Source organism: Gluconobacter sp. P5B12, assembly GCF_018812035.1.
Lineage (GTDB): Bacteria > Pseudomonadota > Alphaproteobacteria > Acetobacterales > Acetobacteraceae > Gluconobacter.
Genome location: NZ_JACRVV010000001.1, coordinates 616,567 through 642,130 on the forward strand (window position 1 = coordinate 616,567; position 25,564 = coordinate 642,130).

Sequence of the window (25,564 nt, forward strand, 5' to 3'; positions counted from 1 at the left end):
GAGTCTGAAAACTTCGTTAACGCCTCATGGTGTTTCTTTGGGGCGTCTTGCCGAAATCTTCTCGAAAGAATGGATTTTCAGGGCATTTGGCCGCATCACTGACGGATGACAGGTCATTACAAGCCAGATCCGACGCGTTTTGCTTTTGACTGCTTCGCCGGAGGCGACCTCGCGAGCGCCGAAAAATCCTTTCGTGACATCCTGGCTCATGACCCTAGGCAACCTGATGCGTGGCACGGCATGGCCTGTCTGGCTCGTGCTCGCGGGCAGAATGCGACAGCTATTGCGATGGCGGGACGGGCTTTGCAGTCTGGTGGCCTTCCAGCATCAAGATCAGCGCGTGTTCATATCACATTGGGGTTGGCACTCGCTGCAGAGGGCCATTTTGAACCCGCACGTGCGGCTCTCTCCGTAGCGCGAACATTGCAGCCTGCTGACCCGCGCGCCCATGCCGCGAGTGCTGAAGTCTTTTTGCTGCTGGGGCAGCGTAAAGCGGCCTGTGAAGCTCTGGAGGAAGCGTGCGCCCTTGCGCGCGACGATGTCGAATATCTCACAAGGCTTGGTGAAATCTATCTGCAGGACGGGCGTCCGGATAAGGCACTTTTCTGTTTTGACAGAGTGACGAAACGTGCGCCGCGCGATGGGCGTGGCTGGGCTAATCTCGGAGCGGCGTTTTTTGAAAGCAGGCTTTTAGAGTCAGCCCTACAGGCTTTGGAAAAGGCATGTGAGTTGGGAGCCCGAACCGAAGCAACACTGAATAGTCTCGGCTTGGTTCAGATGGCTCTTGGGAATTTGCCGGAAGCACGCAGAGCCTTGGAAGAAGCATTGGGCTTTGCTCCCGAAGATGCCCGGATTGCTAATAACCTTGGAACGGTTCTAATGGAGATGGGCGAGGAAGAGACAGCCAAGCGGCTTTTTTCGGCCATCACTGATCGGACGTCTGGTTACGAGCAAGCCCAGGCGCGCTTCAATCACGCGACTATTCTGCTGGGAGAAGGTGAGTTTTCGGAAGGCTGGCAGGAATTTGAAAGTCGACATCGCCTTCTAAAGACGCCGCAGTCTTCTCCAGCGTGGGATGGCTCCGAGGGGGAATTACCGATTGCCGTGACGGCAGAGCAGGGTCTGGGAGATAGCATCCAGTTTCTGAGGTTTTTGCCTTTAGCCGCTGCCAGACGACCTCTCCGACTGCATGTCCCGGTAGATTCGTTAGTAAGCCGGATGTCTACGATGGAACATGCTCGGATTCTGGAACCAGAAGGACCTGTCGCAGGAGAAATCAGTCTTCTGAGCTTACCATTTGTTCTGGGGCTGGCGGGCCAGGGAGGAACAGCGCCCTATATGAAGTCCCCGTCGATCCCGGAGCCGCGGGTTGTTGGACTCTGCTGGGCTGGAAATCCGTCTTACAGGTTTGATCGTCGTCGCTCTCTAAATTTGGAATGGCTGAAGCCGCTACAACGTGTTGAGGGCGTTCGTTTTGTATCCCTTCAGCAGGGAAATTGCCCGGAATGGATGGAAAAGGTCTCTCTCGAAACACCCGGAGAGCTCGCGGACGCCGTAGGGCGGTGCTCGCTTGTTATTAGTGTGGATACTGCGGTGGCACACATGGCCGGTGCCGTGGGTCGCCCGCTTTGGCTGTTGAATCGCCGAGGCGGTGACTGGCGGTGGAAAACAACTCCCTGGTACCAGAATGTGCAGCAGTTCAGGCCGGAAGGCTTCCTGCCAGAAGCATGGCCACCCGTTGTGGAACAGGTGGCCGAAAACCTCAGGAAGTGGGCGCAGCAACAGCCTTCTTGATGGTTTTTGGCGTCAGGGAAGCAAGGAGTGTCTCACGTATGTGAGCCAGGCGCGTTGGATCTGTGATCTTCATGCCCAGAAGGTCACGAACATAGAAAACGTCCACAGCTCGCATTCCATAGGTGGTAATGTGAGCAGAGGAAATCTGAAGCGACTGCTCGCTCAGCGTCGTTGTGATGTCATGGAGCAGGCCAGATCTGTCACGACCGTTGATCTCGATGACGGTGTGCCGGTCCGAAGCGGTATTATCGATCACTACACGGGGCGGAACGTGAATAGCGCGCATCCGGCGGGAAGCTCCGCGATGACGCGCTTCTGCGATACCCTTCTTCAGGTCGAGGCGACCAGATAGGGCCTGCTCGACCAGATGATTAAGACGCCCAAGCTGGTGAGGATCTTCAAAGGAACATCCATCAGCGTCCTGAACCCAGAAAGTATCCAGAGCCATGCCATCGCTGAGGGTGTGAATGCGGGCATCCACGATCGAGGCGCCTGCGACAGCAAGGGCGCCAGCAATCTGTGAGAACAGCCCCGGATGGTCAGCACAGAGCACAGTGAGCTCCGTCACGCCGCGTTCCGGAATTGGATAAGCCTCGACCGTGACCGGTGAGCGATATCGGTCCGAATCGTGGATCATGCGCGCATGGCGCATGTGGGTATCGGTGTCGAAACCGAGCCAGTAGCTGGGATATCCGAGAGCCAGAAAATGCTCGATACTGCTTTCTGGCAGTAGCGAACTCAGACCATCCCGGGCCAATTCGCGGGCATGTGTAACGCGGCCGTCCTGCTCTGTTGCGGCCAGTCCGCCTTCCAGAACTTCTGCCACACGGGAAAACAGTTCACGGAGAAGCGTGGCTTTCCAGGCATTCCAGACTTTGGGGCTGACGGCGCGCATGTCAGCGATTGTGAGGAGGAGGAGAAGGCGAAGGCGTTCCGGAGACTGAATGGTGTCTGCGAGATCAAGGATCGTCCGGGGATCATCAATGTCTCTGGTGAATGCTGTCTGGGACAGCAGCAGATGATGCAACACGAGCCACGAAACTGTCTCTGTCTCTTCAGGGTCCAGACCTAGTTGCGGGCAGATGGTGAGGGCAAGATCCGCCCCGAGCTCCGAATGATCGCCGCCACGGCCCTTGGCAATGTCATGGAGAAGGACCGCGACATACAGGGCCCGGCGTGAGCGCAGATCCTTGGCAAGCCCATATGCAAGCGGGATCTCATCCGCCATATGACCCGCTTCGATCTGGCCCATCATGCGGACGGCCTCAATGATGTGCTCATCCACTGTATAGATGTGATAGCTGTCGAACTGCATCTGGCCGACAACGCGTGACCAGTCTGGCAGCAGGCGACCCAGTAGACCGGTTTCGTTCAGAATGGGAAGCCAGAACGGAACGGTCTTTGTCTCATCCGCACTCGGTTCACAGAGCAGATTAAGAAAGATCTGCGCTGTTTCCGGATCATCCCGCAGTTCAACGGCATGCCGTTCGTTGCGGATAAGCTGCTGAATGGCAAGTGGGTGCAGTTCCAGATCATGCCGGCGCGCGCAGTCCAGCATTCGGAACATGTCACGCGGGTTCTTCGCAAACGTGACCGGATCAACAGGGCAGAGACGTCCGGCAATACGTTCGAAGCCTTCTGGCCCCGGGAGTGCTTCCGGATGAGTGTCGCTGGCCTGATCCTGCAGGCGCATCAGCACGATCGGCTGAAGAACATGCGTCAGGCGCATGACGTCTCGTGCCGTCAGAAAGTAGTGTCGCATGAAGCGTTCGACACCGCGCTGACGTCCGTGCGTGGCATAGCCCATCCGGCCACCGATGACGGGCTGAACGTCAAAGGTGAGTCGCTCTTCCGCGCGGCCGGTGATGTAGTGAAGGTGCAGCCTGACCGTCCAGAAAAAATCCCACGCACGCCGGGCGCGGTGGGTTTCACGGTTGGTCAGGAGGCCAAAGGAAATAAAGGATGGTGTCGGGACGGCTTCGGCCGGGGCCGTGCTCTGGTCTGGCGTTGTAATGGCGCAGCCAAGAGCGGCACGGCCCATCCAGTTCAGCGTTTGAAGATCACGGAGGCCGCCGCGGCCTTCCTTGATGTTCGGCTCAACCATGTAGGGGTTGTCGCCAAAACGGCGATGGCGCAGCTCACGTTCTTCAATCTTGCCACGGACAAAATCGCACAGCGTGTCGTTCTGGAGGTCCGCGCCAAGGGCGGAGCGAAGATTACGGGCGAGCGTCCGATCACCATAAAGGGGGCGCAGGTCCAGAAGGGCCGTGCGGATGGTCAGATCTTCGGCCACGTCCTTGATGCAGGCACTGATGGAGCGCGTCGCATGGCCGACTCGGAGGCCAAGATCCCAGAGGGCATAGAGAATGAACTCAATGCGTGTGGTCAGGGCCGGAGACGCATCTTCCGGAATGAGAAACAGGATATCGATATCGCTGAAGGGGGCGAGAAGGCCCGCTCCATAGCCGCCGGTGGCACACAGACAGAGTGGCTCTTCGGAGGACGCATTGTCCTGCGCGGCAGAAAGATCAGCCAGCGCACAGACAACGCTGTCGGCCTGAGCCGCGAGCGCGCGTGCCGCATCAATCCCCGAGATCAGGCGCTTTTCGAACCTGATGCGGATATCCGCATGGCCATTGCCAAGATGACGACGAAGGATGGAGAGGACGTCATCTCGGGACGTCAGCCCCTGTGCGGCGGCAGTCTGAAGAGCTGTTTGCAGCGACGGGGTCATGGCTTTGCGGTCAGACAGGGTCGTATCCGTATCGTCAGCGAAAGGGGAGGGAAGACTTTCGCCCCAGAAACCAGCACTTTTCAAGTCCTGTCTCCTGTAGCGAGGCGTTTAAGATCATATAGCGCGGCTAGCGCCTCTCGGGGAGAGAGATCATCCGGATTGATGGTCGTGAGCGCATCGAGGGCCGGAGAGTGCAGAACCTGCGGCTCCGGGGCGTCTTCTGATGCGTCTGCAACGGCTTCGAACAATGGCAGCGAAGAGCGGGTTTCAGCCTGTTCACGTTCGAATGTGCTGAGAAGCCGGGAAGCACGGTTCACCACCGATTGCGGAATCCCGGCCAGTTTGGCCACATGCAGACCCCAGCTCTTACGGGCTGAGCCAGGACGCACTTCATGCTGGAAAATGACTTCGCCGCGCCACTCTTTGACGGCCATAGTGTACGGAGCCAGGCGCGGCAGGAACTCGGTCAGAGCGCCCAGCTCATGGAAGTGCGTAGCGAAAATCGTGCGCGAGCCAAGCTGGGTATGAAGTGCCTCAAGCGTTGCCCAGGCAATGGATAGGCCGTCCAATGTTGCCGTTCCACGTCCAATCTCATCGACGACGACAAGAGACTTGGGACCGGCCTGATTGAGGATGGCAGCGGTTTCAGTCATTTCCACCATGAAGGTGGAGCGGCCACGCGCCAGATCGTCTGCCCCGCCCACGCGGGAAAATAGCCGGTCCACAACACCAATTCGGGCGCTTTTCGCCGGAACCGGCAGCCCGGCCTGCGCCATGATCACGGCAAGCGCAGTCTGGCGGAGGAATGTGGATTTACCAGCCATATTCGGGCCGGTGAGGAGCATGGCACGGTGTTCTGGGGGAAGAGCGCAGTCATTGGGAATGAAGCGTGCGTCCGCGCTGCCGGTTTCTGTGAGGGCGGCTTCGACAACGGGATGTCGGCAAGCGACCAGCTCGAAATCGGTATCGTCCGTGACAGTTGGGCGGCACCACGAGCCTCCCTCTGCCAGAATTGCGCAGGATCGTAAGACGTCTGTCAGGGCAAGATATTCTGCGACTTCGTCCAGCGCTGGAGTTTCGAGGATGCGGGTGCAGAGCGCTGTGAAAAGGTGGCGCTCCAGCGTGCTCGCTTTGTCTGCGGCCTCGAGAATGGCGCGGTCCAGCGCAGCGAGTTCTTCGGTGGAGAAGCGTGCGAGGCTCGCTGTGCCCTGTCGGAAAGAGAACTCAGGTCGTTCTTTCAGCTTCGCCCCGGCTGCAACAGGGACCTCAATGACGTAACCCAGCTGGGCATGATGGCGGATCTTGAGATTGCTGATCCCGTACTCTTCGGAGAGGCGTCCCTGAAGTGCAGCGACAATCCGTCGACTTTCGTCCCGGAGTGTCCGGTATCGATCCAGCTCAGCATCAAATCCGATGGCGATGAAACCACCGTCCTCGATGCGTGCAGGCAATTCTTCCGCAAGCGCAGCTTTTAGCGTGTCCAACAGGGCATCGGCGCGGCCATAAAGGCCAGCAGTTAGCGTGCGGATCAGAGATGGTGTGCTCTTATCACAGGCCGGCTGGAAAAGGGCTGTCAGATCGTCAGCGGCAATCAGAGTATCGCGGATGGATGCGAGATCGCGCGGTTGGCCACGTCCTGCCGACAGCCGGCCGAGGGCGCGAGCCGGGTCTGGTGTGCGTTTAAGAATATCGCCCAATGCGGCTGTAAAACCCGGAACGGATTGAAGCCACAGCCATGCGTTCTGACGCTCGGTGATGGTAATGGCGTTAGTGAGTGGAGAGGAAATCCATTGAGAAAGCAGGCGGGAGCCTGCTGCTGTGACGGTGCGGGAGATCACACCGAACAGGCTGTATTTTGTCTCCCCATCACGGGTACGCAGAATATCGAGGCTGGCGCGGGTTGCTGGGTCGATCCCGAGCACGCCGCTGATGCCCTGCGGCATCGGGCGCGAGAGTCTGGGAAGCGCTCCGGCCTGACTGCGCTGAACGTAATGAAGTGCCATGGCACAGGCGATGGCCTGCTCGTCCGGGAAGTCTCCGAGCGCATCAATCTGTGCCACCCCATAGGCACGGGAAATCAGAGTACGGGCGCTATCCAGAGACGGCGGAACAGCGACTGGTGCAAGCCGGCTGGCGTGGTCTGCCGGGATGAGCTCGGGATCTGAAAGAACTTCCGCAGCGTCCAGGCGGGCCATCAGCTCTGGAAGGGCGACTTCAGGCACGGACGTTGTCTCGAACGCGCCTGTAGAAATATCGATCCAGGCTGCGCCAATCATTTTGGAGCGGCGGTCTCCGGAGCGGGCAATAGCCAGAAGCAGATTGGCGCGGCCAGCTTCGAGCAGTTCGTCTTCCGTCAGAGTGCCCGGAGTGACGACACGGACGATCGCACGGGGAAGGGGGCCTTTCTGGCCTTTTTGCGGTGCCTGCGTTTGCTCCGCAACAGCAACGCGAAAGCCTCGGCGAATCAGACGAGACAGGTAGGCCGGTGCCGCTGCAACAGGAACGCCGCACATGGGAATCGGCTCGCCGTTGTGATTACCCCGTGCTGTCAGCGCGATATCGAGTGCCATCGCGGCGGCCTGGGCATCTGCGAAGAATAGCTCGTAGAAATCACCCATTCGGAAGAACAGAAGAGCATCTGGCTCCTGATGCTTGAGCGCGAACCATTGCGCCATGGAAGGCGTAGCATTGGCGGCAGAAGGCAGGGGCATGAACGTGCCGATGGGTCCGGTCTCCGGTGGTGAGATATGAGGAGGGGAGGGGAAACTACCGTGTCCCTGCCGGTGTGTGAACCGGCAGGATCAGTGTCTTAGCGTGTGCGTCTTCTGGCGATGCGCGTTTGCAACGCTGCGAGCACGTCACTGAGTTTCAGAACCTTCAGGGCGTCGAGAGAAATGGCGTAGACCACGCCCCCGAACACGATCAGTGCGCCCAGCATGCTCAGGCGCCAGATTCCGTGCCAGTTCGGCAGGTCGGGAGCGGCGAATTTCTGTGCTGCGGCAACCCAGAGGGCCATCATGAGAGAGGCGCCAATTATCCGGGCTGAGCGGCTTTTCAATCGTGGGTCAGGCTGGAAGATGCCACGGCGATGCAAAAGCACGGCCAGAATGGCAACGTTCACGACCGCTGCAATCGTGCTGGCCAATGGAGGGCCCACATGAGCCAGTGGCTTGTAGAGCAACAGATTGAGCGCCAGATTCAATCCAAGGGTAAAGAAACCAATCCGGACTGGCGTGCTGGTATCCCCTTCCGCGAAAAAGCCGGGCGAAAAGACCTTGATGAGTACAAATGCTGGAAGCCCGAGGGCGTAGGCCCGGAGGGACTGGGCGGACTTCAGCGCATCTGCGACCGTGAAGTGACCGTAGCTGAACAGGCCAGCCATGATCGAGGGAGCCAGTGCAATCAGGCCCATCGTTGCGGGAAGCGTCAAAAGCAGGGCGTAATCGAGGGCCCGGTTCAGGCTGGCATGTACGGAAGCGCGGTCGTTGTTGGCCACGTGTCGGGTGAGAAGCGGAAGAAGGGTTGTACCCGCAGCAGCACCAAGAACGCCAAGAGGGAGCTGGTTGATCCGGTCCGCGAAGTACAGAATCGACGGGGAGCCAACGGGCAGTCTGGTGGCAATGATCGTGTCCACCATCAGGTTCATCTGTGTGACACCCGATCCGACGAGACCGGGTCCCATCCGGCGCATCAGACCACGGATATCTTTTGAAAAGCTGGGGCGGACGAGATGCGGCGCAACACCGGCACGATGAGCGGCCCAGTAGAGGGCACCCAGCTGAACGATGCCCGAAATAACGACACCCCATGCACTGGTCAGCGCAACACTGTGCCAAACATAGGCCCCCAGAAAGATCGCTGCGATGCCGATGATGTTGAAACTCAGATAGACAGCGGATGCAGCGCTGAATTTCCCCAGACCATTCAGCACGCCGGAAACCAGAGCCGCCGCACAGATCATGACCATGTAGGGGAAAGTGATCTGTGTCAGCGTCAGGGCCATCTCAAAACGCTCGCCCTGAAACCCAGGGGCAAGAATCGAGATGATGAGGGGCATGCACAGTTCACAGATGATCGTCAGGATCACCAGCCATGCCACCAGAGCGGACAGAGCCTGCCCTGCAAAACGCAGGGCTGCGGTGCGTCCCTCAGTCTCATACTTGGCGGTAAACATCGGCACGAAGGCTGCGTTGAACGCGCCTTCTCCGAACAGTCGCCGGAACATGTTCGGCAGGCGCAGGGACACCAGATAGGCGTCTTGTGCAGGGCCGGCTCCAAGGAAGGCAGCAAGAAGCTGGTCACGAATCAGGCCCAGAACACGCGAAAGCATGGTCCAGCTGCCAACTGTCAGGAAATTGCGAAGCATTTCCTGTCTCTAGCGTATCCCGCTGACGGGTAACATATCCTCCTGAAGCCAGAAGGAACGATTTTTAGCGAAGAACAGTCTCGCGAGCGTAAAGTTTTTCCGAAGGACGCGTCATGGAGGGGCGAACGGCAGCCAGACCGATACAAAGCAGAACAATTTCCAGCGTCAGCATGACACTCGCCCAGAAGATACCGGGTAGGCCCAGAAAGCTCGTGACGTGATGTGCGACAGAAGGCGTGAAGGCGCCAAGGGCAGCAACGACCAGAAGCGGCAGAATGGGCCGAAGGAGAGACGCTGTCATGAGAAGTCTCCTGTCATATTCCTGTCATGAGGCTCGCGTTTTTTGATACGCTGCGTCAAGGAAAAAGAGGAAACTCTCGATCCCGTCTGCGTGTTATTTTGTATCATGGTCAAAACCGCATTTTCCTCATCTCCATCAGACACCGCAGAACTCTTACGAAGGCTGGAGCGGCTCAAGCGTCTGGCTTGGGTTCTGAACTCGGCTGTCCGAATTCCCGGGCTTCGCATGAGAGCAGGTGTTGATACGGTCTTGGGGCTCATTCCCGGAGGAGGGCTGGCTCTTGGAACGCTCCTGTCCCTCTATATTGTCTGGGAAGGCCACCGGATGGGTGTGGGAGCAGCAACCGTTCGCAAGATGCTGATTAATGTCGGCATTGAAGCGGTGTTTGGTGTTGTTCCGCTAATGGGGGATCTGTTCGATACCGTGTTCAAGGCTGACATGCGCAATGTCCGCCTGATTGAAGAGGCGCTGTCCCGGTCGGAAACCGGGGCACCATATAATTCAGTGATCGAGAAGAATCCGGCGGACGGCCTCTTCTACCCGTCCGGGCGTCGGTTTTGAAAGCGGTGTGAACCACCGCACGAGATGCCCTTCGCGGTTCACGAGGTACTTATAAAAATTCCAGCGGGGGCGAGATAAAAATCCGCCCTCTTTACCCAACCATTTGAAGAGCGGGATGGCATCTGGCCCTTTGACATGGGCTCTGGCCGCCATAGGGAATGAGACCCCGTAATTGCGGTGGCAGAATGTCTTGATCTCTTCTGCCGAGCCCGGCTCCTGCTCTCCAAAGTCATTCGAAGGTACGCCGAGAACGGTCATGCCATCCGGGTAGTCGCGCCCATAGAGGGACCAAAGATGCTGCAAGCCTTCATACTGGGGGGTAAAGCCGCATTTTGAGGCCGTGTTGACGATCAGGAGTGGCCGACCACGGAACTGGGAAAGATCGATCGTTTCCCCAGAGAGCCCGGGCAGGTGGAAATCATAGGCGCAGGTCATGGTTTCTCCCCCTCATTTTCATCTACTGTAATATCATACTGCTAAAGAGGCGAGAGCGGGGCTGGACATGGCGCTGTCATGCAGACAGGTTGTGCAACCGTTCTGTTTTTGAAAGGGAGCTTGCCTTCGTGATCCTGCGCGTCCTGATCGGCATGGCCGGTCTTCTCTGTCTTGGCGCGTTATTTTCCACGAATTGGCGGGCGATCGACTGGAAACTGGTTGCGCGTGCCTTAGCCCTTCAGGTGGCTATCGCAGCCGTAATTCTCTGGATTCCCGCCGGGGCACATGGGCTCCACATGATTTCCGGCGCCGTGACGAAGGTCCTGTCTTATGGGGATCAGGGAAGTGCCTTCCTTTTCGGTGGTCTTGTAGGGCCGAAAATGGACACGGTTTTCGGGGACGGAGGATTTATCTTCGCCCTCAAGGTTCTGCCTGAAATCGTGTATGTCGCGGCGCTTCTGGGGCTGATGCAACACTGGGGTGTTCTTCAGTTCCTGTCGCGCGTCATCGGTGGCGCTCTCGCGAAAATTCTTGGCACCACACAGTTGGAATCTTTTTCAGCCGTTCTGACCATTTTCCTTGGTCAGAGTGAAATGCCGATTGCACTCCAGACCTGTCTCGCCGGACTTTCTCTTGGAGAACTGGCGACGGTTCTGTGTAGCGGGACGTCATCCATCGCAGGCTCGGTTCTGGCAGGTTATGCGTCGCTAGGGGTTCCGATGGAGAACCTGCTCGCTGCATCTGCAATGGCTATTCCTGGTGGACTGCTGTTTTCACGTGTTCTGTTCCCCGGCCCGAGGCATGTCAGCACAGAAATTGCTGGGGCGGATCATGGCCATCACAGCATGTTTGAGGCCTTGGCCGAAGGTGCCATGAACGGTGCCAAAATCGCGGTTGCAGTCGGGGCGGTTCTGATTGCCTTTGTTGGCATTATTGCCCTGACAGATGGTCTTCTGGCGATGGTCGGGCTGTCTCTCGCGCAAATCCTTGGTTACGTTTTTGCGCCCTTCGCCTGGCTGATGGGCGTGCCGTGGTCTGAGTGTGTGGTGGCGGGTGGATTGCTCGGCCAGAAAATCGCTTTCAATGAATTCGTCGCCTACGTGAATCTTTCTCCCATGATTCACGCGCATGTCCTGTCGCATCGAACCATCACGATCCTGTCTTTCGCACTGTGTGGATTTGCGAATATTTCCACCATTGGCATTTTGATTGGTGCGTTTGGGAGTGCGGAGCCGCGCAGGCGGACGGATGTATCGAAGCTGGCGGTTCGCGCTGTGGTGGCCGGTACACTTTCCAACGCCATGAGCGCCGTGATCGCCGGGCTGTTCGTCTGAAAAGCCAATTATTCCAGCGTCGGAGGCCGGTCCAGCAGCAGCATTCTGGCTTCTTCCAGTGTAAGTTTTTCTGAAAGCAGATGGGTGATTGTCTCAAGGATCGGGACGTGCACGCCCATCTTGTGAGCGAGCGCCACAAGCGCCGGCGCGGTCAAAACGCCCTCTGCAACCGTTGTACGGGAAGCAAGGATTTCCGACAGGGGGCGACCCTCTCCGAGCTCAATGCCGAGACTGTAGTTCCGTGAGCCCCGCCCGGTACAGGTCAGGATCAGGTCTCCAACGCCAGATAGGCCCGCCAGAGTGGCAGCACGTCCGCCCAACGCTTCGGCCAGGCGCGCAATCTCTGCGACAGCCCGGGTGATAAGGGCTGCCCGGCCATTTTCTCCCAGGCCTGCTCCGATCACGATACCCGCGCCGATCGCCACAACGTTTTTTGCTGCTCCGGCAAGCTGCACTCCCGCAATGTCGTCACTGGCATAGAGACGAAACGATGACGAGTTGAGGATACTGGTGAGATGTTTTGCCAGCGTCAGATCTGTGCTGGCCAATGTCGCTGCTGCCGGAAGGCCTTTTGCAATTTCAATGGCGAAGTTTGGCCCGGAGAGAACGGCAGTTGGCCGATCAGGCATCGTTTCGGCGAGTGCGGTAAGTGGCAGAAGCGAGGTCGCCTGTTCCAGGCCTTTGCAGCACGTCACGACTGGCACACCTGAAGCGAGAACACCTTCCAGTGCGACGGATACGGATCGGGCAGTCTGAACAGGCACAACCAGAAGCACAACGTCCGCATGTGTTGGGAAAACGCCTGTAACGGTAACCGCATCAGGAAGCTGAATACCGGGCAATCGAGGAAGCTCCCGGACGCCATCAGGAACTGGAGTTCGCATCCAGAGTGTAACGCGTGCTCCGGTGCGGGCCGCGGCACATGCGAGAGCCGTTCCCCAGGCGCCTGCGCCGATGACTGCGATATGGCGCCCGTTCATGTTCATTCCTCTATTAGACGTTCGATATGCACCTGCATGTCGTCTTCCGGGTCATCCGTCGCAAGCCCCTGCTTCAACGCATTCAGGACGCGCGCGGCATCCTCTTCAAATCCGAAAGGAGCATTCACCACCAGCATTCCGCATCCATTCAGGCGAGACGGATCCAACGCCGGGCGCAGAAGAAACTCACATGCCAGAATGTCGCGAATGCCTGCACCCTTCAGGGCATTGTAAAATGCCCGAACCGGGGTGCGGTGCTTGATGGGATACCAAACCGCGACAATGCCTGCGCGAAAGCGATTGCGGATCAGCGAGATCGCCTCAGCACATTGCGTAAAGTCGTCCAGCTTCTCAAATGGCGGATCAATCAGAACCAGACCACGCTTCAGATCTTTCGGGGGGAGAAGCGCGCGCAGAGCTTCATAACCGTTGCGATGATGAATGGAGACCTGCGGATCATCCCGGAAAAGGCGACGTAACGGGCGAACATCTTCTGGGTGAAGTTCGCAGGCCACAAGCTGGTCCTGGGGGCGCAGCGCATGGCGAGCGAGGGCCGGTGATCCCGGATAAAGGCCGAGGTCGCGCACGGCGGAGAGATAATCCTGAAGGGCTGGATCTTCCGAGTCCAGAAGTTGGCCGATCCCGCTTTTCCATTCGCCGGTTTTCTGGGCTTCCTCAGAAGACAGGTCATATTGTCCGCAGCCTGCATGTGTATCGAGAACACAAAATCCCGCAGGTTTGCGCGCGAGGGACTTCAGAAGCACCAGAAGGATCGCGTGTTTCATGCAATCCGCAAAATTTCCGGCGTGGTAGGCGTGTCTGTAGTTCACGGGAGACAGGTTCCGGCTATGGAATCAGGAAGGGCTATGAGCGGGATGACGTTCCGCAAGAGGCCAACGGGGGCGGGCTGCGACATCTATTTCGTTGGGATGCTCACCCGCATGGAGGCGCTCAAGGGCTGCCCAGCCGATCATGACAGCATTGTCCGTGCAGAGGCGAAGCGGAGGAGCGATAAATGGGATACCGTGGCGGTCTGCGACAGTTTCCAGCGCACCGCGAAGGGTCCGGTTCGCAGCCACACCACCTGCGACGACGAGTGCAGTCGTGTGAGGCGCCATTGCAAGCGCATGTTCCGCACGGTCTGCCATGACATCTGCCACAGCCTGCTGGAAGGATGCGGCGACGTCGGCAGCGAACTGGCGCGGAAGAGCGCCTGATCCCAAGGGCTCAATCAGGCGGCTGACGGCTGTTTTCAGGCCGGAAAAAGAAAAGTCGCAGCCTTCACGCCCTTTAAGCGGGCGGGGAAGCGCAAAAGCATCAGCGCGGCCTTCCTGTGCCAGTTTTTCAAGAGCAGGCCCACCCGGCCAGCCAAGACCAAGCATTTTGGCAACTTTGTCGAAAGCCTCGCCGGCGGCGTCATCAATGGTGCCACCAAGGCGCACGTACTGGCCTGTCTGTTCCACGGAAATGCACTGGCAGTGACCGCCTGAGACCAGCATCGTCAGGAATGGAAACTGAAGATCGGCCTCAAGAGACGGCAGTCGAGCCGTCAGGACGTGCCCTTCAATGTGATTGACGGCGATAAAAGGTCGGCCCAGTGCGAGAGCCAGCCCTTTTGCATAGGAACTGCCCACAATCAGCCCACCAATCAGGCCCGGGCCAGTCGTTCCTGCGAAGGTATCAATGTCCTGCAAGGTGAGGGCGGCCTTGTCGAGTACGGACTGGACAAGGGCAGGCAGGGCATCAAGATGAGCTCGTGCTGCAATTTCCGGTACAACGCCACCAAGAATGGCGTGATCGTTCTGGGAAAGAACACCTTCAGCGAGAATGGTGCCGTCATAGGCCAGAATAGCGCAAGCGGTATCGTCGCAGGACGTTTCGATCGCCAGAAGGGGGCGGGATGCAGCAGGGTCAGACATGGCATGCATTATGACCGAGTCTCTCATATCATGACAGCCCCGCCTGAATGAGCTACAGGTGCGGTCCATGAATGCTTCCGTCCTGTCTTCCGACGCCCTTCAAAAGGTCGCGGCGGAAGCCGTCCGCCGATCTCATGCCGCCAGCCCGTCCGGCCAGCGCAAACTCCCACTTAGAGTGGGCTCGCGCGCGTCACCGCTGGCGCTGTGGCAAACGCGGACGTTCCTGACACGTCTGACCCGTTTTTGTCCGGTCCTGCGTGACATGGGAGCATTCCAGGAACATCAGATCAGCACTGAAGGTGATCGTAACCTCAGCCAGCGTCTGGCGGAAATTGGTGGCAAGGGCCTGTTTGCCAAGGAAATCCACGAAGCTCTTGTAGCGGGCCGGATCGACTTCGCAGTTCATAGCCTCAAGGATCTCGAAACCAATCTCCCTCCCGGCCTTGTCCTGGCGTGCACGCTGAAGCGTGAAGACGCCCGCGATGCCATTATCCTGCGTGACCGGTCCACCAAAGTTGACCCGGCTGATCCGTATGCGTCCCTGCCAGAGGGTGCCTTGATCGGTTGTGCGTCCGTCCGTCGACAGGCGCAGATGCTGAGCCGTCGCCCGGATCTCCGGTTTGGGCTGCTGCGCGGCAATGTTCAGACGCGTCTCGACAAGCTGCAGGCGGGGGCGTGTGATGCCACGCTTCTGGCTCTCGCGGGACTAAGGCGTCTCGGAATGGAAGATCGTGTCGATATCGTGCTTGAACCAGACCAAATGCTTCCAGCTGCAGGGCAGGGTATCGTCGGTGTGACGGTCCGCGAGAGTGACACGGAACTGCGTGAGCTTCTGTCTGCCATCGAAGACCCGGAAGCCCGGGCCGTTTCGACTGCTGAGCGTGCTTTGCTGGCTGAGCTTGACGGTTCCTGCCGAACGCCAATTGGCGGATATGCCAGAATTGAAGCTGGCGTACTGAAACTGACGGGTATGGTTGCAAGCGAAGACGGGACGTTCCTGATCCGCCGTGAAATCACTGGTGCGCCACTTGAGGCCGCCCGGATGGGAACGGAACTGGCAGACGAGCTGCGCCGCAATACGCCGGCAGCAATTTTCGCCGAGATGACACGCGCCTGATCATGGCGCGGCGCGCTGTTCTGGTCACGCGTCCTGAGCCGGGTCTGGCGTCTACCTCGGAGGCCCTTCAGCGTCAGGGATGGGAGGCGATTGCCTGCCCTATGCTGGAAATTCAGACCTATGAACCCATAGCCGTGACTGACTGCGCGGCTGTAGCTCTGACAAGCGCCAATGCGCTGGCCGCTCTCAAAAATTGGCCGCGAGACCGTTTGATGGTCACGGTAGGAGCAAAGACGGCTGAACATGCTCGCACCATGGGCTTTTCCAATGTTCATGCCGCAGATGGCGACGCTGAAGCCCTGCTGGAGTTCTGCCGTCGTCACAACCTGACGGGACAGTCCCTTATGCTGGCATGTGGGAAGGGTTATGGCATCGAGCTCGCAGCAGCGTTGGGAGCACAGCGCATCGATGTATACGCAGTGACGAAGAGGAAAACTCTTACGGATGCTGCGCGAGACGCTTTGTTGAGCGATCGTATTGAAGGGGTTGTTCTTTATTCCGGAAAAACGGCTGAAGCCTTCATGGAGGCTTTGGGTGCGCCGGAGCGAAATGCTCTGTCCGGTGTGAGGGCGCTCTGTCTGTCAGGGGCCATCGCTGCACGCCTGACCGAAAAGGACTGGCGTGCAGTGGAGTGGCCCGATCCACTGGAACGGCTCGGGCCTTTCGTCACCTGAAGGATCAGGCTTCGCCAGCTGGCTCTGGGAACTGCTGGGCGCGCTTGGCCTGCCATAGGGCAACGAAGTCGATCGGCTGCAGAACCACCGGCGGGAAGCCGCCGTCACGTGTGACGTCGCTGATGATGGAACGCACATACGGGAAGATCAGGCGCGGCACTTCAACCAGCAGGATCGGCTCGACGAGTTCCTGCGGAGCGTTGCCGAGAGTCACGATGGCGGCATAGGTCAGCTCGGCAATGAACACCGTGCGGCCAGCCTTGCCACCTTCTTCTGCTGCGGGTTCAGCAGCTTCGGCGCGGACGGCCAGGGCAACTTCATAAACGGGCTGCTCTTCTTCCAGGCGGTTTGCCTGAACATCGATGTTCACGGAAATCTGCGGTGCAGCGCGCAGGGTAGCGAAAATGGAAGCGCCAGCCGGGACTTCAAAGGACAGGTCCTTCGTGTACTGCAGATTGACGGCAAGCGGCATCTGCGGCGGAGCGCCTTCCATGTTCTGTGCGGTGTTGTCGGTGGTATTCTCGGACATGTACGGTCTCCGGATCCGCGAGGCGGATAGCGATGGAACGATTGCGATACAGTGGCGGTAGCATGATGTGTCATGCGCGCCAAGACGGGGTTCCTGCATGCGGAAGGTTGAGATTGGTTCGCTGTCGCCCTATCTGTAAGACAACGGAAATTCCAACGATCTGTGTGAAACATAATCTTCATGTCTTCTGACGACATTCATCTTCCCTCCGCTCTGATGGGCCATTCCGGCCACGCGTTCCCATGGGACATCGTGGTGCTGGCAATTCTGGCGATTGCCTTGGGCTTTCGCCTGTACCGCGTGCTGGGGCGTCGCATTGGCATGCAGGGTGTGCGTCAGGAGCGTCCGCCGGTTTTCGCTGCTGGTGGGCAGGCTTCCGCCCGTCCGACGCCTCCACCGCTGCCTGGTACAAGCCAGCGGGGTGAAGAAACTGTCGTGGCGCAGGTCGAATACGACATTCCCGCTCCGGCAACCCGGGTGGGCAGCGTACTGGGTCGTATGACCCAGCTTGATGCAGGTTTTACGCCTCAGGCTTTTCTTAAGGATGCTGAGAACACGTTCCGCCAGATTGTTCCGGCTTTCGCTGCGGGGGACCGTGCGGCTCTGTCAGGTCTTATGACCTCGGAAACTGAAGACGCCTTTCTCTCCGCGATCAACGCGCGTGCTGAAGCCGGCGAAACACAGCGCAGCGATCTGCGCGGTATCGAAAGCATGGCCATTCTGGATGCGATGCTTCCCATCGACGATGGGGCTGCCCAGATCGGTCGAATCGAAGTTCAGATTGTGTCCCGTCAGGTTAATATGCTGACGGATCGCAACGGAGACCCGGTGCAGGGCACGGATGCCGTGACGGAATTCCACGATCTTTGGCTGTTTGAACGTCAGTTTGGGACGTCGGACGCGCGGTGGCGTCTTGCGGCATCGCGGCCAGCCTGAAAATAGTTCGTTTATTATGAAAAAGCTGCTGAGTCTGGCTGCCCTGACCATGTTGGCCGGGTGCACCACGTCGAATGAACCGTCATCTTCTGTTTCATTGACGCCTGTAGGTTTCGATGCACTCGCGGGGTGGGATCGGGAGGATTTCGCTTCGCTGCTGCCCGTTCTGCGGCAGGAGTGTCATCGGCTGACGCAATTGCCGCCTGAAACGCCTCTCGGGGGGGCTGAGACCCTTCCGTATGGTCGTCAGGTTGGAGACTGGTCTGGTGCTTGCGCCGGACTGGAGAGTGCTGCGGATGCCAAATCTTACCTGCAGACATGGTTCCAGCCCTACGAGACCGATACCAAAGCTTTTTACACCGGGTATTTTGAACCCCAGATTGAGGCATCCCTGACGCGCGAGGGGCCGTACCAGACGCCTCTTTATGGGCGCCCGGCAGATCTGGTTCGTGCAAAAGCAACCAACGGTCAGATGGTCACGGGACGTTGGGAGAACGGTCAGTTCAAACCGTATTACGATCGTACCCAGATTGACGGTGGTGCTCTGGCGGGGCGCGGGTTGGAAATCGCATGGCTAAAAAGTCCTGTGGACCTGTTTTTTCTGCAAATTCAGGGCTCCGGTCGTCTGATCCTGCCAGATGGATCACAGATCCGGGCTGGTTATGACGGCAAAAATGGCCAGCCTTATGTCCCGCTTGGCCGTGTGCTGGTTCAGGATAACGAGCTGGCTCCCTCTGCTGTCAGTATGGAAAGCATCCGTGCATGGCTGGAGGCGCATCCGGATCGCATGATGGCGATGATGGAGCGTAACCCGAATTACGTTTTCTTCCGCAAAGATACGGGAAGTCTGGCGCAGGGCGCGACAGGAGCATTCGGTGTGCCGCTGACTGCTGGGCGGTCCGTTGCGATTGACCGATCGATCGTGCCGTTTGCGACCCCGCTCTGGGTTGAGACAAAGCTTCCGGATGCAAAGGGCCAGCCAGCGCCTTGGCAGCACCTCGTGTTCGCTCAGGATATCGGAACCGATATCAAGGGGGCGGGGCGTGCCGATCTGTTCACCGGATGGGGTGCTTTTGCCCAGTATGTTGCCGGCAATCTGCATGAAAATGGCCGGATGGTCATTCTGTTGCCGCGTCCTCCAGCGGATTCGCCCACCCCATGATCCGGAGCCGCCGGGAAACACTCGGCGCCCATACGCTGATCCGGGGAGACTGCACCACAGTTCTGCGGCGTATGTCGTCGCAGACGGTGGACGTCGTGGTGACGTCTCCGCCCTATAATCTTGGGATTGAATATCGGACCTATCAGGACCAGTTGCCGGAAGATGCCTATCTGGACTGGATGGAAGACGTTTGCGCCAGTGTGAAACGGATCATGAAGGACGATGGGTCGTTCTTTCTGAATATCGCTGGATCATCTTCACAGCCCTGGCTGCCGTTCGAACTGATGTCCCGGTTGCGGAAGCTCTTTGTGCTTCAGAACCATATTACCTGGATCAAGTCGATTTCGGTGGGTGAAATTACTTATGGGCATTTCAAGCCGCTGAATTCACCCCGCTTTGTTAACCGTAATCACGAGCATATTTTCCATCTGACGAAAAAGGGGGACGTCAAAGTTGCCCGGTTGGATGCTGGCGTTCCATTTACGGACAAGAGCAATATCTCGCGCCGACAGCATGAGATGGATCGTCGATGCCGTGGGGACACGTGGTTCATTCCCTATGAGACCGTGCGAAGCCGAAAAGAAAAATTCAGCCATCCGGGGACGTTTCCAATCGCGTTGCCGGAAGCCTGTCTGCGGTTGCATGGCGCCAAGCCGGGCGGCGTCCTGCTGGACCCGTTCATGGGAGTGGGGACCAGCCTGATTGCGGCGGAACGCAAGGGGTTGTCCGGCATTGGCGTGGAAAAAGACACACGTTACGTCAACATCGCCCGTAAGCGCCTCAGGGCTGCGATTGGGACCCGGGAGGAAGACTGGGAAGACGAATGATCGGTCAGACCTGTAGGTCTGACAGGATCAATCGTTTTGACTTCTTGTGTTACAATCTCCAAACCTCACATTCTCGTGACAGTGAGGAGATTTGCGGTGCGTCGCAGCACAATTACCAAAGGAATTGCCGGTCTGGTGGCACTGGGCGTTGTCGCCTGGGGCGGAACAGTCACCTATCTTGAGCATTTCGATCATGCTGGTGCGCCGCAGCTTCCCGCGAGCAGCCCCACACGGCATGACCCTATCGCCATGACAGCGTTTGCAGCGTTTCAGGAAGTCCGTTGTGACTACTGCCACACGCGCAACGCCGATCTGCCATTCTACTTCAAACTGCCGCTCGCCAATCAGATTATGAGCCGTGATCTGGAGCAGGGGCAGCGTCATTTTGAGTTTGCGCCGATCATTGAAGCATTCCAGCAGGGCAAGCCGCCATCGGTCGAGCAGCTTTCCCGTATTGAGGAAGTGATTGTTCAGAACCGTATGCCGCCTGCGGCTTACCTGACGATGCATCCCCATGCTCATCTGGACGAGAAACAGCGTGCGGACATTCTGAAGTGGGTACGTGATCAGCGTGAGCGCTATTACGCCAGCTCTGATGTGGCGCCAGGATTCCGTGGCGAAGTCCTTCAGCCGATCCCGGAAACAATTGCCGTAGACTGGAAAAAGGCTGAACTGGGCCGGACCCTGTTCTTCGACAAGCAGCTTTCAGGGAATGGCCAGCTCAACTGTGCGAGCTGCCATGGCCTGAACAAGGGCGGTGTGGATAATCAGACCACGGCGACCGGCATTAATGGTCAGACCGGCCCGATTAACGTACCGACGGTTTACAATTCCGTCTTCAATATCGGTCAGTTCTGGAACGGTCGTGCCAAGGATCTGGCTGAGCAAGCTGCAGGCCCAGTGATGAACCCGCTGGAAATGGGATCCCATGACTGGGCATCCGTTGCCGATCGTGTGCGTGCTGAGCCTGGATATGCTGACCAGTTCACGGCCATCTATGGTTCGGACGATATCACCAAGAACACGGTGACGGACGCGATCGCCGAATATGAAAAAACACTGATAACCCCAGACAGCCGCTTTGACCTGTACCTGAAGGGCAAGGCAGACGCGATTACGGCTCAGGAAAAGCGTGGCTATGAACGCTTTAAGGCAATTGGCTGCTCGGGCTGCCATAGCGGTGTTGCGGTCGGTGGAGACGCTTACGAAATTCTGGGTCTGGAAGGGCCGTATTTCGAGGACCGTCACACCAAGCTGACGGCTGTGGACGATGGTCGCTTTGCCTTCACGAACAATCCGTCTGATCGTGAGCGTTTCAAGGTCCCCAACCTGCGGAACGTGGAACTGACAGGCCCGTGGTTCCATGACGGATCAGCAAAGACGCTGGACGCTGCGGTTCGTGCCATGGCCCGTTATGAGACGCCCGATCATGACATCACAGAACAGGATGTTACAGACATTGTGGCCTTCCTGAAAACTCTGACAGGAAAGTATCAGGGCATTCCGCTCAAGGATGTTCCGGCAGATGCGCCCCTTCGGGACGCGCAAGCCAACTGAATGTTCCAATGACGTCAGCGAGCGGCTCCGAAGAAATTCGGGGCCGTTTCTGATTCTGGGTTATTCTTCCTGTAATTTGCAATCTGCCGCCTGATCAATTTCATTTCTTTCTTCCGGCGTCAGGAGACCGCGTTCAAGCTCCTGCGTTGCGCGCGCTTTCGCATTTCGTGCCCGAGCCTTTGTGTCGACGGGGTAGGCCCTTTTTTCAGGAAGGCCGAATTCATCGTCGGGTAGGCTGTCTCGCTCTTCTTTGGTCAGTTTACTCACGGTCTGTCTCCTTCATGAGAAGACTTGGGAACGCTGCTGACGGTTCTACAAGGCGCAGCTCGGACAAAAATAATGGTCTCTTTCTGAATTGATACTGCGCCTGAAATGTTCGGATCTCTCGTGAGCGGGCAGTGCCACCTTAGCCAGTCATAGAGTTGTAGGACCGAACGTTCTGAAGAAGAGCCTGATGCCAAAATTGCGAGAGGCCTGAAATTACGTCTTTTCCATTGTTCGATCGGCATGGAAACAGTTACACGCAGTGCAGGTTATTTGCGGGATGCAAGACTGAGTCAGGTCAGGTGGGGTTCTTTGGTGGCAAAACGGGTTCTGAAAGAGGAGGAGGAAAGCCTGTGGCGCATGGTCGTGCGCGACATCGTGCCGCTACACCCTTCCAGACCCAAATCCAAACCCGTTCCGCCACCCACGCCAAAAGTCGAAGCGGTAAAGCCTGCTCGGGTTCCGCTTGTTTCGCCTCCACCCTCTGAACAGGACCTGTCATTCCGCGCTCTTTTGGCGCGTCCAGTTCTTCGTCGACCAAGACCGCAGGATCTGCGGGTCGGTGTTCGATCACCTGGTCTGGATGATACGAGCTGGAAGCGCCTTTCTAGGGGCGAGCTTAAGGTCGATGCGAAGCTGGATCTGCATGGATATATTGTGCAGGACGCTTTTGAGCGCCTGCTGGACTTCATGCATCGCGCCAAAGCACGAAACTGGCGGTGCGTCGAAGTCGTGACAGGGCTGGGGAGCGGCGCCACGAGCGGGCTGATCCGTCGAGAGCTGCCATTATGGCTCCAGAGGGCAGACATCCGGCCCATGGTACTTGCCGTTGTCCACCCTCATGCTGCCAACCATGGCTCCGTCCGGATTTTGCTGCGGACAAAGCGTCGGTAAAAGGTCAGAGCGGTCGCGTTTCTTGGCCGATGCGCCAGCGGGGCGTATTCATGGCAATCCAGCGTCTTAGAGCAAGGATCGCGCCAATATCAGGCGTTGCCCTAGAGAGGAAGGGCGCAGCGTTGTCGCCTGCAGCCAGCATGAAATGGTGTTTTTCCGCCCAGTGGCGCACGGTAGGATCTACAGCTGCGTCCCAGCAGGCCTTTTTCCAGCTTTTTACCATGTCTGGTGGGGTGAGCATGGGAAGGGCAACGGTCAGGGCTGTGTAGGTGCTTGCGGAGACCGCCTGCCATGCCCGGTATAGCGCTCCTTCCGGTGGCCGCCGCCGGGCCTCCTGATAGGCTTCCAGAAAATTGGGGATCGTGTCTGATCCGGTGTCTGACAGGTCACCGGTATGGTAGAGCGGTGCTGTGCCTGGCGGCAGTTTGGCTAGAATGGCCTCTACCGGGACATCAAGTGTATACGGAAGCACCTGAACAGCATCGACCTGATTGTTCGCGAGCGCTTCCAGTGCATCTTCCGTCCGGCTGAAGCCGGACACTGGAATAGGGCGTAGACCCAGTAACGTCAGTCCTAGCAGCGCGTCGAGTTCGGTCCCTGTTGGGCGAGAAACAGCCAAGCGGACCGGATGATCGTGGAAAAATCCCTTCAGGCGACTGCGGAGCGTTTTGTGCAGTTCCGCACGCGCAATCACGATAGTTGTCGTGTGAGCCGTCAGAAGGGGAATCCACCGTGCGAAATCATAGTGGACGCGAGAGTCCCCTGTTAGGGAGGCGAGCAGGGCACTTCCCGGTGCAATCAGGGCCGTGCTTCCATCCGGGGCGCTGTTGGCATCGAAAAGATTGGCAGCGCGCACCCCATCCTGACCAATGTCAGGAGTGATTTCGAGTGGGGCGTCGAGCCCCAACGTGCGGGAAATGACTCCCGCAGCGAGTTCCCCGAATTGCCCCTGGATAGACGCTAGTGTTCCGCCAAGAAGGAGATGTGCGTCAGGCAGATCGGCGGCACGGGCCACCAGAGAAGGCATGGCGCTTCCGGCACCGAGCAGGGCCAGCCCTTTCAGGCAGTCACGGCGGGTCGGGGAGCGGAACATCACGGCCAGCGGACTTCCGGAGGCATGCTCATCAGGATTGCTTCCGTGTTCCCGCCGGTTTTTAGGCCAAACAGGGTTCCGCGGTCATGCAGCAAATTGAATTCCACATAGCGGCCGCGGCGGATCAACTGTGCGTCTCGGTCTGCATCCGTCCAGGGAGTAAACATGCGGCGACGAACAACGGCAGGGTAGGCGTCGTGGAAAGCCATGCCGATGTCTTTCGTAAAGGCGAAGTCACCTTCAAGGCTGCCAGTCGAGAACTGATCGTAAAAGATGCCGCCCAGACCGCGGGGTTCGTCACGGTGATGCAAATGGAAGTACCGGTCACACCATTCCTTGAAGCGCGGATAGTGTTCCGGATCATGTTTGTTGCAGGCCGCTTCGAACATCTTGTGAAAGTAGTCGGCGTCACTGCGGGCTTCGGCGCTGTCGGGGAACATTGGAGTGATGTCTCCACCGCCGCCGAACCAGCCTTTGGTCGTGATGATCATGCGCGTATTGAAATGCGCGGCACTGACATGCGGATTGCAGGGATGAGCAACGAGGGAAACGCCTGTCGCAAAGAAGCGCGGGTCTTCAGATGCACCCGGAATGTTCTTGCGGAATTCGGGAGAGAATTCACCCCACACCGTGGAGACGTTGACGCCAACCTTTTCAAAGACGCGTCCACGCATGACGGACATGACGCCGCCACCGCCTTCCGGTCTGCTCCATGCCGTCCGAGTGAAGCGGCCGGCTTTCGTGCGGTCTCGCAGAACCTGCGAGACACCCTCAACGGCTTCGTCTTCAAGTTGCTCGTAGGACGCGCAGATCCGGTCCCGGAGAGATTCAAACCAGGCCTTCGCCTCACGCTTCAGCGTATCATGAGGCACATCCGGGCGAACGAGTTCAGCAAAAACGGGGCTGATCTGGTCCATTTTTCTCTCCCCTACCATCCTAAGGACGAATTCTTGTTACGCGGAGTGTCCTAGCAAATTGCGCTCGAGACGAACAGTTGGCTGGCTGCATGTCTGCTGCCGTTCTGTGGCGCGATGATGGCAGAGAGCATCTTGCCACTCCGTAAATGCCTGCGTGATTTTTTTTCGACACGGATCAGCGGAGACTTGCGCCAATCTTCCGTCTCGTGTTCCTGAACAGTCCTCAAACATGTTCATCAGGGGCGGACTGAACAATCATGTCTTCGGAAACAGAAATTCAGCCGGTTATCGGCGTTATTGGTGGCTCCGGCCTCTATGATATTGACGGTCTGGAAAACAAGGAATGGCGCCGAGTTGAAACACCTTGGGGCGAAACCTCTGACGAGCTCCTTTTCGGAACGTTTGAAGGCATCAAGTGCGTCTTCCTGCCCCGTCATGGTCGTGGTCATCCGATCCCGCCCTCACGTCTGAATTTCCGCGCAAATATTGATGCTCTCAAGCGCTCAGGCGTGACGGATATTCTGTCTCTTTCAGCTGTCGGCTCTTTAAAGGAAGAACTCCCGCCAGGTCGTTTCGTGCTTGTCGATCAGTTCATTGATCGCAGCTTCGCGCGCGAAAAAAGCTTCTTTGAGACTGGATGTGTGGCTCATGTCGGCATGGCGGACCCGGTGTCTGCTCGTCTGCTGGATGTGCTGGAAGCAGAATCCCGCAAGCTCGATATTCCGGTCACGCGTGGTGGAACCTACATCGTCATGGAAGGGCCACAGTTCTCGACGCGTGCCGAGAGTGAGCTCTACCGGTCATGGGGTTGTTCGGTTGTTGGCATGACCAACATGCCAGAAGCCAAGCTCGCCCGTGAAGCCGAGATGACCTACGCCACTGTGGCCATGGTCACGGATTATGACTGCTGGCACACCGAGCATGACAGCGTCACTGTTGAAGGCGTGGTAAAGGTCATGAAGGGGAATGCGGATAACGCCCGTCGCCTCGTGAAGGCTGTGATCCCCGTTCTGGGTCAGAAGCGCCCGCTTGATCTTTCCGCCGAGCGTGCGCTTGATTTTGCGATTATCACGGCACCTGAAAAGCGTGATCCGGCACTTGTCGCCAAACTGGATGCTGTTGCCGGTCGCGTTCTGAACAAAGCCTGAGTTGATTGCCGCCCGCGTAAAA

Annotated in this window: 23 protein-coding genes; 11 read left to right on the forward strand and 12 right to left on the reverse strand. The window is 58.0% G+C overall.

The window, feature by feature from the left end; translation table 11 throughout:
* Positions 1-105: 105 nt before the first annotated feature.
* Positions 106-1,794 carry a tetratricopeptide repeat protein gene (locus KP702_RS02805; RefSeq protein WP_202206568.1) on the forward strand — a complete coding sequence of 563 codons (1,689 nt, stop codon included), beginning with the start codon at positions 106-108 and terminating at the stop codon, positions 1,792-1,794.
* On the opposite strand, the gene KP702_RS02810 is transcribed toward KP702_RS02805, so the two are convergent.
* The 4 genes from KP702_RS02810 to KP702_RS02825 all read right to left on the reverse strand — a co-directional run bounded on the left by KP702_RS02810 (position 1,763) and on the right by KP702_RS02825 (position 9,195).
* Entirely contained in the window at positions 1,763-4,612 is a 2,850-nt protein-coding gene (locus KP702_RS02810; protein ID WP_202206569.1) for a [protein-PII] uridylyltransferase, read from the reverse strand. The two genes, KP702_RS02805 and KP702_RS02810, sit on opposite strands and share 32 nt — an antisense overlap.
* On the reverse strand, positions 4,609-7,239 hold the full coding sequence (mutS, locus tag KP702_RS02815; RefSeq protein WP_215768468.1) for a DNA mismatch repair protein MutS: 2,631 nt from the start codon (positions 7,237-7,239) through the stop codon (positions 4,609-4,611). The genes KP702_RS02810 and mutS overlap by 4 nt, the downstream gene beginning before the upstream one ends.
* Before the next feature lie 98 nt (positions 7,240-7,337).
* The gene (gene murJ / locus KP702_RS02820) at positions 7,338-8,894 is read right to left on the reverse strand and encodes a murein biosynthesis integral membrane protein MurJ (RefSeq protein ID WP_202206571.1); all 1,557 of its coding nucleotides are present in this window, start codon (positions 8,892-8,894) and stop codon (positions 7,338-7,340) included.
* Positions 8,895-8,958: 64 nt separating this feature from the next.
* Positions 8,959-9,195, reverse strand: a complete 237-nt coding sequence (locus tag KP702_RS02825; protein WP_046899673.1) for a hypothetical protein — start codon at positions 9,193-9,195, stop codon at positions 8,959-8,961.
* A gap of 105 nt (positions 9,196-9,300) precedes the next feature.
* Between KP702_RS02825 and KP702_RS02830 the strand changes: the two genes are divergently transcribed.
* Positions 9,301-9,756, forward strand: a complete 456-nt coding sequence (locus KP702_RS02830) for a DUF4112 domain-containing protein (protein WP_202206572.1) — start codon at positions 9,301-9,303, stop codon at positions 9,754-9,756.
* Here the strand turns inward: KP702_RS02830 and KP702_RS02835 are convergent.
* Positions 9,697-10,191 carry a glutathione peroxidase gene (locus KP702_RS02835; protein WP_083956279.1) on the reverse strand — a complete coding sequence of 165 codons (495 nt, stop codon included), beginning with the start codon at positions 10,189-10,191 and terminating at the stop codon, positions 9,697-9,699. The two genes, KP702_RS02830 and KP702_RS02835, sit on opposite strands and share 60 nt — an antisense overlap.
* A gap of 89 nt (positions 10,192-10,280) precedes the next feature.
* Between KP702_RS02835 and KP702_RS02840 the strand changes: the two genes are divergently transcribed.
* Positions 10,281-11,525 carry a NupC/NupG family nucleoside CNT transporter gene (locus tag KP702_RS02840; protein ID WP_237389840.1) on the forward strand — a complete coding sequence of 415 codons (1,245 nt, stop codon included), beginning with the start codon at positions 10,281-10,283 and terminating at the stop codon, positions 11,523-11,525.
* A gap of 8 nt (positions 11,526-11,533) precedes the next feature.
* Here KP702_RS02840 and KP702_RS02845 read toward each other — a convergent pair whose 3' ends face one another.
* Genes KP702_RS02845 through tsaD form a run of 3 tightly spaced genes read right to left on the reverse strand, consistent with a single transcriptional unit; the run spans position 11,534 to position 14,433 of the window.
* Entirely contained in the window at positions 11,534-12,511 is a 978-nt protein-coding gene (locus KP702_RS02845; RefSeq protein ID WP_202206574.1) for an NAD(P)H-dependent glycerol-3-phosphate dehydrogenase, read from the reverse strand.
* Entirely contained in the window at positions 12,508-13,335 is an 828-nt protein-coding gene (locus tag KP702_RS02850) for a 23S rRNA (adenine(2030)-N(6))-methyltransferase RlmJ (protein WP_215768469.1), read from the reverse strand. The genes KP702_RS02845 and KP702_RS02850 overlap by 4 nt, the downstream gene beginning before the upstream one ends.
* Before the next feature lie 24 nt (positions 13,336-13,359).
* Positions 13,360-14,433 carry a tRNA (adenosine(37)-N6)-threonylcarbamoyltransferase complex transferase subunit TsaD gene (gene tsaD, locus KP702_RS02855; protein ID WP_202206576.1) on the reverse strand — a complete coding sequence of 358 codons (1,074 nt, stop codon included), beginning with the start codon at positions 14,431-14,433 and terminating at the stop codon, positions 13,360-13,362.
* Between the two features lie 58 nt (positions 14,434-14,491).
* Between tsaD and hemC the strand changes: the two genes are divergently transcribed.
* Both hemC and KP702_RS02865 read left to right on the forward strand, forming a co-directional pair.
* The gene (hemC, locus tag KP702_RS02860; protein ID WP_064273994.1) at positions 14,492-15,541 is read left to right on the forward strand and encodes a hydroxymethylbilane synthase; all 1,050 of its coding nucleotides are present in this window, start codon (positions 14,492-14,494) and stop codon (positions 15,539-15,541) included.
* A gap of 2 nt (positions 15,542-15,543) precedes the next feature.
* Positions 15,544-16,215: a uroporphyrinogen-III synthase gene (locus tag KP702_RS02865; protein WP_202206577.1), complete on the forward strand. Its 672-nt coding sequence runs from the start codon at positions 15,544-15,546 to the stop codon at positions 16,213-16,215.
* A 4-nt stretch (positions 16,216-16,219) separates the two neighbouring features.
* Here the strand turns inward: KP702_RS02865 and secB are convergent, their stop codons facing one another.
* Positions 16,220-16,744 carry a protein-export chaperone SecB gene (secB, locus tag KP702_RS02870; protein ID WP_046899665.1) on the reverse strand — a complete coding sequence of 175 codons (525 nt, stop codon included), beginning with the start codon at positions 16,742-16,744 and terminating at the stop codon, positions 16,220-16,222.
* A 180-nt stretch (positions 16,745-16,924) separates the two neighbouring features.
* Between secB and KP702_RS02875 the strand changes: the two genes are divergently transcribed.
* From KP702_RS02875 to KP702_RS02890, 4 genes are all read left to right on the forward strand, one after another.
* On the forward strand, positions 16,925-17,680 hold the full coding sequence (locus tag KP702_RS02875; RefSeq protein WP_215768470.1) for a Tim44/TimA family putative adaptor protein: 756 nt from the start codon (positions 16,925-16,927) through the stop codon (positions 17,678-17,680).
* Between the two features lie 16 nt (positions 17,681-17,696).
* On the forward strand, positions 17,697-18,842 hold the full coding sequence (locus KP702_RS02880; RefSeq protein ID WP_215768471.1) for a murein transglycosylase A: 1,146 nt from the start codon (positions 17,697-17,699) through the stop codon (positions 18,840-18,842).
* Positions 18,839-19,669 carry a site-specific DNA-methyltransferase gene (locus tag KP702_RS02885; protein WP_046899662.1) on the forward strand — a complete coding sequence of 277 codons (831 nt, stop codon included), beginning with the start codon at positions 18,839-18,841 and terminating at the stop codon, positions 19,667-19,669. The genes KP702_RS02880 and KP702_RS02885 overlap by 4 nt, the downstream gene beginning before the upstream one ends.
* A gap of 96 nt (positions 19,670-19,765) precedes the next feature.
* Positions 19,766-21,226: a cytochrome-c peroxidase gene (locus KP702_RS02890; protein ID WP_202206580.1), complete on the forward strand. Its 1,461-nt coding sequence runs from the start codon at positions 19,766-19,768 to the stop codon at positions 21,224-21,226.
* Between the two features lie 60 nt (positions 21,227-21,286).
* Here KP702_RS02890 and KP702_RS02895 read toward each other — a convergent pair whose 3' ends face one another.
* Entirely contained in the window at positions 21,287-21,493 is a 207-nt protein-coding gene (locus KP702_RS02895) for a hypothetical protein (protein WP_202206581.1), read from the reverse strand.
* Positions 21,494-21,805: 312 nt separating this feature from the next.
* Between KP702_RS02895 and KP702_RS02900 the strand changes: the two genes are divergently transcribed.
* Positions 21,806-22,384, forward strand: coding sequence for a Smr/MutS family protein (locus KP702_RS02900; RefSeq protein ID WP_099211080.1), 579 nt, complete (start codon positions 21,806-21,808; stop codon positions 22,382-22,384).
* Positions 22,385-22,388: 4 nt separating this feature from the next.
* On the opposite strand, the gene KP702_RS02905 is transcribed toward KP702_RS02900, so the two are convergent.
* Entirely contained in the window at positions 22,389-23,477 is a 1,089-nt protein-coding gene (locus KP702_RS02905; protein ID WP_237389860.1) for a hypothetical protein, read from the reverse strand.
* Positions 23,477-24,394, reverse strand: coding sequence for an oxygen-dependent coproporphyrinogen oxidase (hemF, locus tag KP702_RS02910; protein WP_215768472.1), 918 nt, complete (start codon positions 24,392-24,394; stop codon positions 23,477-23,479). The genes KP702_RS02905 and hemF overlap by 1 nt, the downstream gene beginning before the upstream one ends.
* A gap of 257 nt (positions 24,395-24,651) precedes the next feature.
* On the opposite strand from hemF, the gene KP702_RS02915 reads away from it, so the two are divergent.
* Positions 24,652-25,542: an S-methyl-5'-thioadenosine phosphorylase gene (locus KP702_RS02915; protein WP_099210368.1), complete on the forward strand. Its 891-nt coding sequence runs from the start codon at positions 24,652-24,654 to the stop codon at positions 25,540-25,542.
* The last annotated feature ends 22 nt before the right edge of the window (positions 25,543-25,564 follow it).

Excerpts from the sequence above, each read along its gene's own strand:
- KP702_RS02805 (WP_202206568.1), top strand. The coding sequence starts at position 106 with ATGACAGGTCATTACAAGCCAGATCCGACGCGTTTTGCTTTTGACTGC.
- mutS (WP_215768468.1), bottom strand. The coding sequence starts at position 7,239 with ATGCCCCTGCCTTCTGCCGCCAATGCTACGCCTTCCATGGCGCAATGG.
- murJ (WP_202206571.1), bottom strand. The coding sequence starts at position 8,894 with ATGCTTCGCAATTTCCTGACAGTTGGCAGCTGGACCATGCTTTCGCGT.
- KP702_RS02825 (WP_046899673.1), bottom strand. The coding sequence starts at position 9,195 with ATGACAGCGTCTCTCCTTCGGCCCATTCTGCCGCTTCTGGTCGTTGCT.
- KP702_RS02830 (WP_202206572.1), top strand. The coding sequence starts at position 9,301 with ATGGTCAAAACCGCATTTTCCTCATCTCCATCAGACACCGCAGAACTC.
- KP702_RS02835 (WP_083956279.1), bottom strand. The coding sequence starts at position 10,191 with ATGACCTGCGCCTATGATTTCCACCTGCCCGGGCTCTCTGGGGAAACG.
- KP702_RS02845 (WP_202206574.1), bottom strand. The coding sequence starts at position 12,511 with ATGAACATGAACGGGCGCCATATCGCAGTCATCGGCGCAGGCGCCTGG.
- tsaD (WP_202206576.1), bottom strand. The coding sequence starts at position 14,433 with ATGCATGCCATGTCTGACCCTGCTGCATCCCGCCCCCTTCTGGCGATC.
- hemC (WP_064273994.1), top strand. The coding sequence starts at position 14,492 with ATGAATGCTTCCGTCCTGTCTTCCGACGCCCTTCAAAAGGTCGCGGCG.
- KP702_RS02865 (WP_202206577.1), top strand. The coding sequence starts at position 15,544 with ATGGCGCGGCGCGCTGTTCTGGTCACGCGTCCTGAGCCGGGTCTGGCG.
- secB (WP_046899665.1), bottom strand. The coding sequence starts at position 16,744 with ATGTCCGAGAATACCACCGACAACACCGCACAGAACATGGAAGGCGCT.
- KP702_RS02875 (WP_215768470.1), top strand. The coding sequence starts at position 16,925 with ATGTCTTCTGACGACATTCATCTTCCCTCCGCTCTGATGGGCCATTCC.
- KP702_RS02880 (WP_215768471.1), top strand. The coding sequence starts at position 17,697 with ATGAAAAAGCTGCTGAGTCTGGCTGCCCTGACCATGTTGGCCGGGTGC.
- KP702_RS02885 (WP_046899662.1), top strand. The coding sequence starts at position 18,839 with ATGATCCGGAGCCGCCGGGAAACACTCGGCGCCCATACGCTGATCCGG.
- KP702_RS02905 (WP_237389860.1), bottom strand. The coding sequence starts at position 23,477 with ATGTTCCGCTCCCCGACCCGCCGTGACTGCCTGAAAGGGCTGGCCCTG.
- hemF (WP_215768472.1), bottom strand. The coding sequence starts at position 24,394 with ATGGACCAGATCAGCCCCGTTTTTGCTGAACTCGTTCGCCCGGATGTG.
- KP702_RS02915 (WP_099210368.1), top strand. The coding sequence starts at position 24,652 with ATGTCTTCGGAAACAGAAATTCAGCCGGTTATCGGCGTTATTGGTGGC.